The following is a 12,066-nucleotide window of genomic DNA, read 5'->3' as shown; positions in this document are numbered from 1 at the left end:
TACCCTTTGCTTTCAACCCTGCTGATTCGGTGTTGGGGGCAGCGTCTGTCTGTCCCTGATCATCATTCACAGTGTTTCCGGCCTTAAGCGACTCGGTCGATAGGAAATCAGAAACTGTTGATTGTTGCTTGTGTCTCGCTTTACAGCGGTGATGAGGTCCTCCCCCGTGTTCCACACCCAGATCTGTTCTGTGGAGTTGGCGTCGTCCTGACTTGTGGTCAGTGGTTGCCCATGTCGAGCTCTTAGGCCCGACAAGACTTCAGACATGTCTTCGATGGAAAATTCATAGGCAAGGCCACGAAGCCCCTCAGAACGGTCGACTTCGACGGTCATTAGGGAGACGGGCAATCGATCCAAAAGCACGCCTTTCGTTGAAAATCGCATTGACTGGCTGCTGTTTGAAGGGAGTGGACTTCCCAGGTGTGTACTTACTTCATCCACCGTCATCCCCCAATCCAATCCTTGGATGCAAGCCAATGCCGAGTCGCCACCCCAACACATCAAAATGCAGCCAATGAGCAAGATGAATCCCATTCTCAACCGCTTTGTCATTGCAAACTCACGCGTCCTATCAATTCTGCCCAGCTTTGATGCTGATGGCAGTCTTCGACCATGAATCAGCATTTGGATGTCGGGGTCACTCCAGCTTTAACGGAAGATCTTGGAAAACAGCACATTGGCTCACAACGGTTGTGGTTTCTGTAGGAATCTGTTTGGGCCATTTGAATCTGCTTTATCTAGGCGTATGGCTCTAGTGAATGGCTCTATTTCATATCCGCAGAGATTTGGTGATTGACACTGTTAACTATTTTTCCTTCGATTTTAATTGTTCTCGGTTTTTATGATGGCTTTTAATTTTGTTGGTGTTGACTAATGTTGCCTTTTGGCTGCCAGATCTTCTTCTTTTTTCAATTGGTTGCTAGTTAAGCGAACCCTAACCCCTGTCGTTTTGAGGTTGGAGCCTTGCCACCGGCTTCCATAAATTCAACCAGGTCAGTGGCAGGGTCATACAGCGTGTAAGCCGTTTGTTGTCCAATCCCAATTACGCTCCGTTTGGGTACAGCGTGATTTGCTTTCTGCATCCCTTCATGGTCTTTAATGTGTGATTGGATGGTTCCACCTGTTAGTTTCACACGAAACTGCTGACCTCCTTTGGCAGTGAACAATCGGTTGACATCGAGTCGCGTTAGTCGATCAAGAAGGATGAGCGGCGACGTTTCGGGAGTTAGTTTGTCTCCAATATCGGCTGAACTGGCATGGATCAAGGCACAATCCAATTCAATGAAGCCAAATTTCAATGAGGCGAGCCATGGAACATGACTTGAATCCACAGCATTCATCAATTGATTGACTGCTTCTTCCCCATCGCTCATGCGAAGTGCTTGAGCCCTACGATCGCCTCGATATCCGCATTCAGCGAGTAGCTGTTCCTCCCACCAGCCGTAGACACAGTCCGGTTTAATGTCGCTGCGTTTTGGGTTTCGTATTCGGTCCAACAAAGCATCACAGTTTCGATCAGGGCCTATCAAATCACCCAAAACAAACAAACTATCTATGGATCGTTGATGTTTTAGGTCATTTTGAATTTGTTCATACAGTTCTAGATCGCCGTGCAATCCACTGATCAGAGCCCAGCGTTTCATGACCGCTCACATACGTGATCTGCGTCGTCTGCCCGTTCGGCATATTCGAAGCCATGGCTCAATCGCCAAGCGAACACTTCGGGTAGGCCTTGCTCAATAATGGCTTGGCATGTTTTGGCTACATCGTATTGAACTTCGCGGATGATCACCTTTTCGTTGATTTCATCATGAATGACGTATGTGGCATGAGTATTGCCATGGCGAGGTTCACCAACCGATCCTGCATTGACGATGCGCCGTATTGGCAACGTAATTTCCTGTTCTACAGATTGATCTGTACCTGGCTTCTCTAATTTCATTCGGATCGAACCATCTCGCAATTCGCGGACATACGGCTGATGTGTATGTCCGCAAAATAGGGTGTCTGCTTTCGCGCTTTCCACTCTTTCAAGCGCAGCGAAGGCACTCATGCCAGGAAGAAGATATTCGTGCTGGCTGTTAGGGCTTCCATGCACGAACAGAAAGGGTCCCCTTCGCAGGGTCATGGGTAACCCCGCCAGAAAATCCTTGTTGTCCTTTGTGATTCGTTCAGCTGCCCAGTGGTGCGCCCGATGTCCACGCCGCTCGGCAAGCTGTGAGGGGTAACTGCACTCGCAGGCGTTGAGGCCATCAATGATGTCTTCATCCCAGCATCCTTGGCAGGTTGGAATGTTGCGCTGCCGCACCAGTTCCACCACTTCGTTGGGTTGGGGGCCATACCCCACGAGGTCGCCGAGACAGGTAATGGTTTCGATTCCCTGCTGGTCAATGTCATCCAGCACCGCTTCAACGGCGGCGAGATTGGCGTGAAGACACGAAATCACTGCATGGGCCATGATCAAAGAGCCGGTTGGTAAGGGTTTGGTTGTTGACTTCGTCGCTGCGCTTGGTGCATTTCCAGGACGTCGTCATTCAGCAGACAGTCATGAATTGTGGATTGGACGTCTGGACCGTTGAGAGCCTTACCTTGCAGCACCAATGCCGATTGACGCTTGGGACGACCATTCGGTTGTTCAACAGCATTGAGTGGCAGAAATTGTGATCCTTTCTGTGTCACGATCCAGTTGCAATAGAAGGCCCGTCCATCTGGCAGATTCATCAGTGCTTTCGCTCTGTAGACATCACCGTAGGCACCATTCACCAGTTCGAACCAGAAACTGCTGAGGCTGTTTGGATCCCAAACTTTTTGGTTCAGCTTGATGCTCAATGATTCCAGGGTGTTGTAGTCAAGCGTGTCACCCTTAGGGAGTTCTGGGTCCTCGCCAAAATGTCTGATTCGCTGTGGTTTCAGATTCAGCTCCTCTAGCTGTGCCTTGACTATGGTGTTGACTCCATCCGGTTCAGTTCCTCGCAATGTCTGAAACTGTGAGAGTTCAACAATCTTGAACGTTGATTCATGTTGTTCATAGTCTCCTGAGTCTTCATTGGAGCGCAGATCTGTTAACTGCGGAATCTGATCTTTTAGCCAGTTCCAATCGATGCTTGAATCGCGTCCTTGTTCAAGGCCGGGTCGGCTTCCCCCTTCAAGCCGCAGGTATCCACACGGCCCTGCGTGAGATTTAAGCGCGTTGAGAATCCAGTTGGTTTTGCCACATCCCGGTGGCCCTGAAATCAGCCAGGTTTGCGTCATAACCTTTCACCGCAATGGAGACGCTTGTTGATGGCACTTCTCCTCGAGAATGGGGTGGTGCAACTTGGCTCAGCCTCCAAGCCGTTCATGCGAGAATGGGAATCATTCTCATTCTGCGTCGACCCCGCTGCCTTTGTCCAGTGTTTCGGGGCTTGTTCGCCACACGTTTTAACTTAATTGATACGCCCTCTTGACCAGGCAGGTCTCCAGAACAGCTCCCTTGGTTTGATGTTCGCTAGCTCAGTGGTTGCCTGCGCAACTCATGACACCTAACCTCAACGTGCAAGTTTCTATTTCTTTTTACTGGTTTCTTGCCAGTAATTTAGATAGTTTCTGATTTCTTCTGCGCTCAATTCGATTTCCGAAGTTTCTTTTGTCAAGGGGTAGCAGCCTGAATAATGTTGGAAAATTTCCCATCGTAGTATCTTGCCTTCTGAATCAATCAGAGCCGTTAAGCCAATTTGATTGTTCAGTGATTCTCCTTGTGGATATAAATCGACTCTCCTAAAGTAATCTTGGTTGAATGTCTTGCCAGCTATTTCTTCTATGTTTATAGCCTGAAAATATGGTGACATTGAATCACCTCTTATTGGGTACTGGTTTAAGGATTTTCGCCATTTCTGTCTTATTAATTCAATCATTAGATGGCTCGCAGTCCGTATTTCAGCCAAGCGCTTACTCATCTGACCGATCGACTCCTGCAGGTAGATTTGATTTTGGATCGTTAATAGTCGCTCAAGTGATTGCTTTTACTTTTCTTCGCTAAGCATCAATCTCTTCGGAGAACGTGGACCTATTCCTTTGTTTTTGAACCATTGTTCGGTGGCGACCGTGTCTGCCTGAGCTTCTTAATGCAGTGTTGGATGGTCGATCAGTGGATTGACTTGACTCACCACCCCTCCGTCTGGTGAGACAAGGCGACACAACACGCCTCGTCCAAGTGATTTGCTTCTTGCCAACGCATAGGCAGGTAGCTCTCGCTCGATCTCAGCTTCCGTTTGCCACTGCTGCTGCTCTGTTTCAAAGCATTGAACACGAAATTTCATCGGTTGTTAAAAGCTCCTCCTCTTCTGTGGCACCGGTGCGCTAGTGAATGATGTACCAAGGAGCACTTATCTGGGCCTTGCTTTTAAAACAGTATCAACGACATCCAATCCTGTCTTGCTTTCTTGAATAAAACTTTCTGGCTTGGTATTGCTTTGGTCAATGTGACTTGTAGCCGCTCTTGTTCTGTTTCTATCTTTGGATTATATTGTTAAAGTTTTTTAATTGCTTGTAATTGGCAATATCAATTTATTGGTCGAATTCGTTGATTTTTGATTTGTTGCCTTTTTGCAATTGGCCTTCGCGTTATTGGTGTTTTCTGTTGGCTGTCTAGCTTGTATTAAAATAGAAGATTATTGTTTGATTTTCTATGACAATAGATGATTTTAAGAAGGATCTATCGCAAAGACTAGGGGTAAGAGTTGTTTCTATTTTTACGCGCGATGGAGACCCCGCTGCTGATGTGATGGATGTCTATCAAGCAGCCCCAGCTGGTTTTGGCGGGAAACTCATGGTTTCTGACGGTAAAGTGTACATGTGGGAGCTGTGGCTTGAAGATGAAACCAATTGGAATTTTCAGGCCAAGCAGATTCCACGTGTTTGATCTGCCTGAAGAGCTCCGCATCGATGTTTTTGCGAGTTGTATGTACTTGTTGTCGTTTTATTATTTAGATCAGCAGTCCTTTTGTTAAGAATCTGGAGCTTTTCACTTTATTTAGCTGAATTTCATGGTGCCGATTGTTGTGATCTGTCTTTTATGGTAGTGGCTCTTACCTAATATTTTATATTTTTTGAACTCTAACGCTGCTTGATGCTTGGCAAAGAAAAGAGCGCAAGGGTCTATTTGCTCCCTTGTTTGACTGCTCCGCGTGGGTATTGTAAGGAGCTCATTTGAAGGGTTTTCTCTCAATATAGACCTATGATTTTTTCTTGGATGTTGGGTCCATCAAGTGCTTCTTAGTGTTTTTTCCTCGGCCTATGTGATCGCGTCGCTGATTTATTGCCTCCAAATGCTGACATGTGGGCAGCCATTGTCGTGGTTACTACCTCTTGATCGTCCTTCCCGCGCTCTTATTGGCTCAGCTACGTTGCTCTCGTGGATCAGACGGAAATTAACAACTGGGCACGGATTGCCGTTGATTGCGAAGCCGCTGGAGAGACGGATAGCGTTTTTTATGAGAGGGCACGTGCTATTGCTCTTGGTGAGCAAGACCCTCTCGCAGGGTTTTCTGTAATCAAGTCTGCAGATTTCGCACAGGCAGCTTAGTTATATGTAGATCTTTGTTGGTATTAATTAGATTTTGCCATATAGCGTCGTATTTTGACACTCTGGCTTTTAGTTTACGATCAAGCTTCGTTGGTGACTGTCGTTTAAGCCTCATCGCCCTACATTAGCTCTTCTGCTTTGTATTTAGGGCCAGAGAGTCTGACAGTACTTGCCTTTTCGTCTGACTGGTTGTTGTGTGTCTCTCTTGATCCATTGATTTTCAACCAGATTGTTTTGATTGCAACAGCCCATACCGTGCTGTTGCAATCCGGTATTGGTTGGAGAGAGTCAAGGTTTGTCTATGTCAGCAAATCATCTTCCTAAGTCATGAGATTGTTGGGAGAAGGAATGGAGTGTTGTTGTCATTGAAGGAATCAAAGTCGGAGTTTTGCTGCCCAAACAGTTTTTGGGATTCGATGGCCTTAAGTTAGTTTTGGCCTCGATCAGGCGACGACGCGGTCAGCTGTCACGTTCGGGTGATGGCGATGGAGCAGAAGCTGGTTCTGGTGCGGGTGCAGGCCTTGGTGCTGGGCTGGGCGCAGGGAGTGCTGATGGAGCGAGATTCGGCCTAGTGCTTGCCCCCGCCTTGGGCACGGCCACGCTTCACAAAACCAAAACCAATCCATATTGGTACAGAGCGCTGTAAAAAACGATGCGACCGAGCAGCTTTACAAGTCTTTACATTTACAAGGTTTCCAGTTCCATCATGCCTAACACTCCCGACCCTACAAAGGTTTTTTCTGAGAAGCTCAATGGCAGGTTGGCCATGCTTGGTTTAACTATTGGTCTTGCCACTGAATGGCTCACTGGTCAAGGAATTATTCAACAGGTTTTCGGTTTCTTTAACTAAGAGATTCTGATTTTTCGTAGTTCTCGCTGCTATTGCCTGGATTTTGCGCAAGCTTGAATGTTGTTTCTTAGCTACATTCGCTTTCGTGATCATGAATCAAGTTGCGGGGGATGTTGTTGGCACTGCTTTGCCGGCAGATGGTTACACACACATTAGATTATGAGGTCGAGAAACTGATAGATAGAAACTATTCGGAAAGACGTCTTGTAGATATTGATAATTAGTTCAAACTGCACCCTTGGCTGGTTTGATTACGTTGCCAATGTGGAGAAAGCGCCAATACTCCCCACCCCCAATTGGGGGATATAAATCCACCTGATCCATGTGAGATTGAACACGCAGATGCAATGAGATCGGCTTGTGCCAGAACCTTCCCCACAACATCGCCGCTACCTTCGCTCGTTAATTGAACAAAAGGCTTCTCTTGTTAAGCCGATGGACTCGCAGCCAATCCCTCCTGTCAGGGCACCACAAGTCCGTTTATGGGCTGGGAAACACGGTCAACGAGATGCAGAAAAGACACTTGTAGAGCCTTTGAAACGTTTACGCAAAGCTTGATTCTTATCAACCCAATTCACATTAATGCCTAGGCCGCAATTAGTCTGAATCGCAGTAATCAGCAACATGTCAAATAATGATTGACGAATTGGTCGAAAATGTATATTTTAAAGACCCAAAGAATTTAAAAAAATAATCAGTTAACGAGCCCCGGTTTGGATAGCAGATTCTTGAGCGATCTGTCTCTCTCTTATTATGGTCTAGATGTTGTGTCAGATGCCAGCCAACGCAGGTGATCATTACCATAGGTAGCGGTCGTCTTAGGAGGTGCAATATCCGTATGACTTGTTACTCACAGTTGAGAGTCGACGTGACTACGGTATGAATACCTGGAATAATTCTGTTGTGATTTTGTTCTTGACTAACGCTCAACCTATTGGCTCAATTATCCGCGAAGGAAAATATTTGCCGAGAAGGGCTCTTGCTTGTCCAATAACAGCTTTACCATCTTCAGCCGTAGGACATCGTGACTGGCTAGAAGCACTCTAACCCCCCGCATGGACTGAATTTCTGTAGAGGGCAGATATCTTTCCCTATTCCTCAATTTATAAAGATATCTCCAGTGCCGGACAACACTCTCGAATTTTGACCGTTAGCGGAGCTTTAAAGCGTTTAACAGCTGCCAACCCGAGGCTTACAACAGCCAAGTCGCATAGACCAAAAGAAGGATGATCGTGTTCCGTCGAAATCCTGTTGATTGAATCAATACCATGGCCCATAGCTACGAGATGGATCGTCACTCAAGGCCAATGCATCGTTATCAGGTTTTTTACTGCGAGCTGCCCGATGGTGCCGCAGGTTACAAACCGATTCTCGCTGAAGACGCCTATGCAGTTAAATAAATTGTGGAGCGACTGCACTCAGGAGCTGTGATGGTATCCCTGGATGGAGAATTAACGGATAGCGAGCCTACAAGAAAGCTATTTTTGTTGGCCAAGCATGGTTTAAAAATGTAAATGCACTGACCATATTGCATCGATGCGCATTCCGATCAGTGCTGGAACTTTTCACTTGTATCGTGCTGCTTGAATCCATGAATGACGTGTTAATATCGCATAATAGCCTGAAAAGCAACCTAAATCTCGGGAATCAAGAGTTAGATTCACCAATGATATGTCTGAACGTATGCACGCAAAATTACGAGCATTGTCTGCTGATAAGAATGTGCGAATGACCAAGTTAGTGAGGATGGCAGTTGTTGACTTGACCGCACGATTGGAAGAAGACTGACTAAAAAATCCGCTATTTTTGACGGGGGAATGCCTTGAAAGAGTTGAAATTACACAGCTTCAGGTGTCAGCACTGATCTCTTACCCAGTCAGCGACAGGTGACTTATCACCTAATTCCGCTGCCTTTTTCCAATCAGCACAAGCACCTTCAAGGTCTGCTAATTGTTCTTTATGGAGACCACGAACTCTGTATGCAAAGGCATTTTTGGAATCCAAATTGATTACTTTATTAAGATCTTTTATGGCCCCTTTAATATTGCCTAGCTCCATCTTTGCTTGACTACGCACTAGATAGGCGCCTGCAAAATTTGGATCAATCTTTATCGCTTTAGTAGAATCCTTAATGCTGCCTTTATATTGCCCTGTGTTTAACTTTGCCATGCCGCGAGCATAGTATGCAGAACGATTCCGAGGATCTATTTTTATCATTTTACTAAAATCAGAAATTGCTCCTTGATAATCGCCGATATTGAACTTATCTAATCCTGAGTCATAAAGGCTTATTATGGTTTGTACTTGTGCCGTCTGTGTTGACAGCAACCCTGCGCCAATTCCAAATACAGGAGTCAGCCCAACCATCAGCGGGCGCCCTAATGGCAGGAACAAGGCCAAGCCAGCAGCAAAGGCAGTTGTAACGCGAGGCATCCTTTGCAGCATGTACCTACTCCATCTCTAGCCCTTATTGACGATCCCTGTCTGTATCTGATCTGCAAATACAGAAACCACCGCCATTCCTGACGGGATGATGCTCGTAATCTTTGTTTGACAAAAGGTTCTGCTTAACTTATTCAGAACAGTATTCAGGTACTTCGCGATAAGGAGGATGTCTCCCCTTATAGCATTCAAAAAATATGCTTAGGACACCAAACATCATTATGCTAATCAACGTCAACTGACCCGCACAGATAAGCCTTTTAAACCATGTATGTGGCTTTTGCATGAGTTGAGGCTAGATTCAGTATTGGAAAATGCAAGCCTTGTGGTGCGTTTAGACGTTCTATGGCATCAGAAACTTCTCTGAACTGGTGCAGGTGCAAACCCCCTATCTGGCAATGCGCGCTCTAAGTCATTAGTAAGGTGACGCTCTATGGATGCTTTCCATGCCCAAGGATGCAACCCACGGATACAACGCCTATTACCACCAACCACGGATTCGAGTTCTTCATCAGTCAATGCATCGAATGCTTGGTGCTTTTGAAGTTCAGTGAGATTAATCATTCGATTAACTGGTGTGATTGTGTGTGGTGTGAGGTTGTTTTGTCCTCGACATTCAGAAGATCACAGCCTGTTTGGTGAGCAGTTCTATTCCTCTGTGGTGTGGATGGATCGTGTTGGTGGTGTGGATCTTGTGTGATGAAGCAGAGAGGCTGATTACAGCAGATCCACGACCCCCACGACCCCAAAGTGGTGTGCCACCAAGCTGCACCAGCAGCAGAGAGGGTCTGATTCGAACCCACGAACTCAAGCGCACGAGCGTGAAGGACCAGCCGGTTAAAAGCCGGATGGTCGACCTCAGGGTTATGAATCCTGTGCTCTTACCAGTCGCCTGATTCCAGCTGAGCAAGATCTGAACTTTCGACCTTCGGGTTATGAGAAGGCACCAGATTCTCCAAACCCCTGTCACTAAAGGATGGTCCTTTTAAGTGAACTCCACACGTTCCCCCTCCCCATCAGGCCGGGGTTTCGCCATCGAAAATGGGTTCCTGTGGTTCACCAGATTCCGTGCAGATCGTCATCGGTTCAACCTCTTTCCCTGCCAATCGACCGGGCACCAGGCGATGGATGTCGTAGCCGTTGCCGATGCGCCGTTGCATGCGCCGTTGCCGATTCAGGGCTCTCTCCCATCCATGTAAAACACATAACTCGTAGTTAAATTTCGATTTAGCTGTCAAAGGCCGGTGAAACGTCGCAATGTTCTGTTGTCCACCGGAGTGGCGATCGGCGGTGTGATCGCGAGTAGTGACACAAGTGCGAAGCCAGCTTCTGCGGAACGCAAATCTGACCCTGGTGGCACAGGCAGTGACATCGTCGACGTGATCGTTGTCGGTGCTGGTGTTTCAGGACTTACGGCAGCGCGCTGCTTAGCTCAAGACGGTCGCCATGTTCTGGTGCTTGAGGCCCAAGAACGGATCGGCGGGCGCCTCCAGCGGGTCGAGGTCGGACAAAAAGGGCGCGGGGCCGTTGGTGCCGCGCCCGGATGGGTTGATCTCGGAGGTCAGTGGGCGGGCTTCACCCAAACCAAGACAGTTGACTACGCGCGCGAGCTGAAGATTCCCACCTTCCCAGTGCCGGTTGGTGGCAAGGACACGTTCCTCTATGACGGTCGCCTAAGTCGGCACAACCACGCTTGGCCATCGACCCCGTACAACGCCAACGCGCTGAAGAGCGACTGGCCCGACCTCGACGTACCGAGAGAGCAGCGTGATGACGTCGTTGCCACTTGGCGAAAGATCGAGGCCCTGGCGGCAACGATTGACCCCGCCGCGCCATGGACCCATCCAGATGCGCGCGCGCTCGACACGATGACGATCACCACATGGCTGGAGCGCCATGCCCGCACGCCGATGGCGGCCTGGTGGACAGACGTTGTTGCACGCAACTGGGGCGGTAACGGCGCTTTTGAATCGGGCTCGGCGTCAATGCTGCACTTCGCCTGGGCGCAGCGCGTGTCGCCGCAGAGTCAAACGCCTGAAGCGTTGCTGTTCGACGGTGGGGCAGGGCAGTTCCCGTCGCGACTTGCAGCCGCGTTGCCCTCTGAGGCGATTCGTATGAACGAGCCGGTGCTATTCATCCAGCACACCAGCTCAGGCGTGACGGTGACCACGCCCAAGGGGACGTACCGAGGTCGAGCCGTCATTGTCGCGATGCCGCCGCATCTCACTGGGCGTATTCATTACGACCCGCCGCTGCCGGCGGCACGTGACCAGCTGACTCAGCGCTCGCCGATGGGGGCCATCATCAAGGCGCTTGTCGTTTACGACTCGCCCTGGTGGCGTGCTAGCGGCCTCTCGGGAAATGCCATTGGAAATCTTGACGCCATTGAGCTGGTTGCCGATTCGACCAACCCACGGCCCGGAAGCCCTGGCGTGTTGGCAACCTTTTTGACCGGCGAGGCGGCGACGCGTTATGGCGCTGCTCCTGTGTCTGAGCGCCAAGCTGCCGTGCTGGCTGATCTTGCCACCCTTCTAGGGCCCGAGGCCCGTAGTGGCGTCCTCGAATATCACGAGGGCAACTGGCCAGCGAACCCCTGGGTCGGCGGGGCTTACTCAACCTTTTACACTCCCGGAACTTGGACCCAGTTCGGCAAGCATTTGCGCCAACCGGTGGGTCGCATTTTCTGGGCAGGAACCGAAGTCAGTACAGCGTGGCCGGGTTATATCCACGGTGCCTTGCTGGCGGGTGAGGAGTCTGCCGCCGCCGTCACGGCCGTTTTGTAGTCATTCATTGCTGCGCCTGCCAGCGGGCGGAACGAACAGCGCCGGGCCTTCAGGTCATCAACCCGTTGTCCCCAGACGCTTTTTGATCTGACCCGGCCGCGGGCGCCGTAAATGTGCTGATGTGAACCTTCTTTTCATGTCAGATCGGGGGTTTCCAGAGTCCAGGGGGGGAGTCCTCTAAACGGTGAAATCAGGGTCGAATGCCTGACACCTGGGAATGGCATGCAGGATGCATCGCCACTTGTGAAGTACCGAACTCTCTAGATAGTGACAGCCAAAAGCCCCTGAAACCAGTGGTTCCAGGGGCCTTGTGATGTGGTGGCGGGGGGGAGATCTGAACTTTCGACCTTCGGTTAATGATCCCGACGAGCTACCGGACTGCTCTACCCCGTAGCTGGTTCTGTCTGAATTCAATTAACTAGGAATTG

General features: G+C 49.0%; 13 protein-coding genes. 4 read left to right on the top strand and 9 right to left on the bottom strand.

The window, feature by feature from the left end:
• Window positions 1-66: 66 nt before the first annotated feature.
• The 6 genes from SIB64_RS12195 to SIB64_RS12170 form a co-directional block, all read right to left on the bottom strand.
• A complete protein-coding gene (locus SIB64_RS12195) occupies window positions 67-534 on the bottom strand; it encodes a hypothetical protein (protein ID WP_413440465.1) in 468 nt (155 codons plus the stop codon).
• Between the two features lie 389 nt (window positions 535-923).
• Window positions 924-1,643: a phosphoesterase gene (locus tag SIB64_RS12190; protein WP_413440464.1), complete on the bottom strand. Its 720-nt coding sequence runs from the start codon at window positions 1,641-1,643 to the stop codon at window positions 924-926.
• Entirely contained in the window at window positions 1,640-2,458 is an 819-nt protein-coding gene (locus SIB64_RS12185) for a metallophosphoesterase family protein (protein ID WP_413440463.1), read from the bottom strand. Before SIB64_RS12185 ends, SIB64_RS12190 begins: the two co-directional genes overlap by 4 nt.
• 2 nt (window positions 2,459-2,460) lie before the next feature.
• Window positions 2,461-3,252: an ATPase gene (locus SIB64_RS12180; protein WP_413440462.1), complete on the bottom strand. Its 792-nt coding sequence runs from the start codon at window positions 3,250-3,252 to the stop codon at window positions 2,461-2,463.
• A 290-nt stretch (window positions 3,253-3,542) separates the two neighbouring features.
• A complete protein-coding gene (locus tag SIB64_RS12175) occupies window positions 3,543-3,935 on the bottom strand; it encodes a hypothetical protein (protein ID WP_413440461.1) in 393 nt (130 codons plus the stop codon).
• 165 nt (window positions 3,936-4,100) lie between these two features.
• Window positions 4,101-4,298, bottom strand: a complete 198-nt coding sequence (locus tag SIB64_RS12170) for a hypothetical protein (protein ID WP_413440460.1) — start codon at window positions 4,296-4,298, stop codon at window positions 4,101-4,103.
• A gap of 368 nt (window positions 4,299-4,666) precedes the next feature.
• Between SIB64_RS12170 and SIB64_RS12165 the strand changes: the two genes are divergently transcribed.
• From SIB64_RS12165 to SIB64_RS12155, 3 genes are all read left to right on the top strand, one after another.
• Window positions 4,667-4,900, top strand: a complete 234-nt coding sequence (locus SIB64_RS12165) for a hypothetical protein (protein ID WP_413440459.1) — start codon at window positions 4,667-4,669, stop codon at window positions 4,898-4,900.
• A gap of 1,096 nt (window positions 4,901-5,996) precedes the next feature.
• Window positions 5,997-6,209 (top strand): hypothetical protein, encoded by a 213-nt coding sequence (locus tag SIB64_RS12160; RefSeq protein ID WP_413440458.1) that lies wholly within the window; start codon window positions 5,997-5,999, stop codon window positions 6,207-6,209.
• Window positions 6,210-6,269: 60 nt separating this feature from the next.
• A complete protein-coding gene (locus tag SIB64_RS12155) occupies window positions 6,270-6,413 on the top strand; it encodes a hypothetical protein (protein WP_413440457.1) in 144 nt (47 codons plus the stop codon).
• Window positions 6,414-8,267: 1,854 nt separating this feature from the next.
• On the opposite strand, the gene SIB64_RS12150 is transcribed toward SIB64_RS12155, so the two are convergent.
• The 3 genes from SIB64_RS12150 to SIB64_RS12140 all read right to left on the bottom strand — a co-directional run bounded on the left by SIB64_RS12150 (window position 8,268) and on the right by SIB64_RS12140 (window position 10,015).
• Window positions 8,268-8,846: a tetratricopeptide repeat protein gene (locus tag SIB64_RS12150; RefSeq protein WP_413440456.1), complete on the bottom strand. Its 579-nt coding sequence runs from the start codon at window positions 8,844-8,846 to the stop codon at window positions 8,268-8,270.
• Window positions 8,847-9,471: 625 nt separating this feature from the next.
• Window positions 9,472-9,765: a hypothetical protein gene (locus SIB64_RS12145; RefSeq protein ID WP_413440455.1), complete on the bottom strand. Its 294-nt coding sequence runs from the start codon at window positions 9,763-9,765 to the stop codon at window positions 9,472-9,474.
• Between the two features lie 106 nt (window positions 9,766-9,871).
• A complete protein-coding gene (locus SIB64_RS12140) occupies window positions 9,872-10,015 on the bottom strand; it encodes a hypothetical protein (protein WP_413440454.1) in 144 nt (47 codons plus the stop codon).
• 84 nt (window positions 10,016-10,099) lie between these two features.
• On the opposite strand from SIB64_RS12140, the gene SIB64_RS12135 reads away from it, so the two are divergent.
• Window positions 10,100-11,638 carry a flavin monoamine oxidase family protein gene (locus SIB64_RS12135; protein ID WP_413440453.1) on the top strand — a complete coding sequence of 513 codons (1,539 nt, stop codon included), beginning with the start codon at window positions 10,100-10,102 and terminating at the stop codon, window positions 11,636-11,638.
• Window positions 11,639-12,066: the final 428 nt, after the last annotated feature.

Origin of the sequence: Synechococcus sp. MIT S1220 (assembly GCF_047303025.1) — a bacterium.
GTDB lineage: Bacteria > Cyanobacteriota > Cyanobacteriia > PCC-6307 > Cyanobiaceae > Parasynechococcus.
The sequence above is the reverse complement of the archived record's forward strand: the minus strand, read 5'-3'. Positions and strand labels throughout refer to the sequence as shown.

Bases quoted from the DNA above. Each gene is read 5' to 3' on its own strand.
- SIB64_RS12195 (WP_413440465.1), bottom strand. From the start codon at position 534: ATGGGATTCATCTTGCTCATTGGCTGCATTTTGATGTGTTGGGGTGGC.
- SIB64_RS12190 (WP_413440464.1), bottom strand. From the start codon at position 1,643: ATGAAACGCTGGGCTCTGATCAGTGGATTGCACGGCGATCTAGAACTG.
- SIB64_RS12185 (WP_413440463.1), bottom strand. From the start codon at position 2,458: ATGGCCCATGCAGTGATTTCGTGTCTTCACGCCAATCTCGCCGCCGTT.
- SIB64_RS12180 (WP_413440462.1), bottom strand. From the start codon at position 3,252: ATGACGCAAACCTGGCTGATTTCAGGGCCACCGGGATGTGGCAAAACC.
- SIB64_RS12175 (WP_413440461.1), bottom strand. From the start codon at position 3,935: ATGAGTAAGCGCTTGGCTGAAATACGGACTGCGAGCCATCTAATGATT.
- SIB64_RS12170 (WP_413440460.1), bottom strand. From the start codon at position 4,298: ATGAAATTTCGTGTTCAATGCTTTGAAACAGAGCAGCAGCAGTGGCAA.
- SIB64_RS12165 (WP_413440459.1), top strand. From the start codon at position 4,667: ATGACAATAGATGATTTTAAGAAGGATCTATCGCAAAGACTAGGGGTA.
- SIB64_RS12155 (WP_413440457.1), top strand. From the start codon at position 6,270: ATGCCTAACACTCCCGACCCTACAAAGGTTTTTTCTGAGAAGCTCAAT.
- SIB64_RS12150 (WP_413440456.1), bottom strand. From the start codon at position 8,846: ATGCCTCGCGTTACAACTGCCTTTGCTGCTGGCTTGGCCTTGTTCCTG.
- SIB64_RS12140 (WP_413440454.1), bottom strand. From the start codon at position 10,015: ATGCAACGGCGCATCGGCAACGGCTACGACATCCATCGCCTGGTGCCC.